Origin of the sequence: Empedobacter sp. GD03865, assembly GCF_029840775.1 — a bacterium.
GTDB classification, from domain to species: domain Bacteria; phylum Bacteroidota; class Bacteroidia; order Flavobacteriales; family Weeksellaceae; genus Empedobacter; species Empedobacter falsenii_B.
This window is the reverse complement of sequence record NZ_JAOCDF010000074.1, coordinates 1-1,104: the sequence shown is the minus strand read 5'-3', so window position 1 is coordinate 1,104 and position 1,104 is coordinate 1. Positions and strand designations below refer to the sequence as shown.

General features: G+C 32.2%; 1 protein-coding gene. It reads right to left on the bottom strand.

Features of this window, described 5'->3' with window-relative positions; translation table 11 throughout:
* Nucleotides 1–53: 53 nt before the first annotated feature.
* A complete protein-coding gene (locus N5D46_RS14670; protein ID WP_114998439.1) occupies nt 54–1,052 on the bottom strand; it encodes an IS30 family transposase in 999 nt (332 codons plus the stop codon).
* Nucleotides 1,053–1,104 lie beyond the last annotated feature (52 nt).

Genomic DNA, 1,104 nt, shown 5'->3' with positions numbered 1-1,104 from the left:
GGCGGTTTCAAGTTGCTAATGCAACGTTTAAGTAAAAATAGTAAAAAAAATGATTATTTGATTTGTTGAATAATCATTCGGTTAAAAACTTGAGCAGGTGAATATCCATCGAGCACTTTTCTCGGTCTTTCATTGAGTTCACGTTGCACCTTTTTGAGTTCTTTTTCTGAGTAAATAGAAAGGTCAGTACCTTTCGGGAAATAATCTCTTAAAAGTCCATTTGTATTTTCATTTGTTGGTCTTTCCCATGGCGAATATGGATGAGTGAAATAGACCTGCACTTTTGTATTTTTAGTGAATAACTTATGCTGAGCCATTTCGGTTCCATTGTCATAAGTCAATGACTTTTTCATGAGCTTTGGTAGCTTCTTAAATTCCTTCTCAAAAGCCTTACGAACAGTCTCCGCATTTTTGTCTTTTAGATGGACTAAAATCACTGCACGAGTTGATCTTTCGACCAATGTTCCAATAGCCGATTTATGATCTTTACCAATAATTAAATCACCTTCCCAATGCCCAGGAATCTCTCTGCCTATGACTTCTTGCGGTCTTTCATCGATAGAAATACGATCTTTAATTTTGATGTCTTTTGATTCTTTCGAACGAGCCGGACCTCTTGTTTTTTTCTTTTGTCTAAGCGATTCAATGAGTTTCTTTTTTAAGTGACTTTTACTGTGTAAATAGATATAAAAATAGATCGTTTCGTGGCTTACATTCATAGGTTTTTGATGTGGAAAATTCTGTTTTAAAAATATGGAAATTTGTTCAGGTGACCATCTTTTTTTAAGTTTAGCATGAACAATTTTTAGGAGCTTTTTATTGCTTAAAATTTTGCTTCTTCTATAGTTTTTATTCATCGAAATTTCAAAAGCAATTTGATTAGAAATGAAAGCATCATAAGCTCTTTTTTTGAATCTATTTACTTCTCTTGATATGGTACTTTTGTTTCGATTTAATAAAATAGCAATGGCTGAAATGGATAATTTTTGATCTAAATATTTCTCAATTTTAAATCGTTCTTGAAGGGTTAATCTTGTATAATTTTGGCTCATAACAACACTAAGTTAATAATTTATAGTGTTGCATTAGTTTTCTGAACCCGCG

Coding starts and splice junctions, on each gene's coding strand:
- N5D46_RS14670 (WP_114998439.1), bottom strand. CDS start 1,052: ATGAGCCAAAATTATACAAGATTAACCCTTCAAGAACGATTTAAAATT.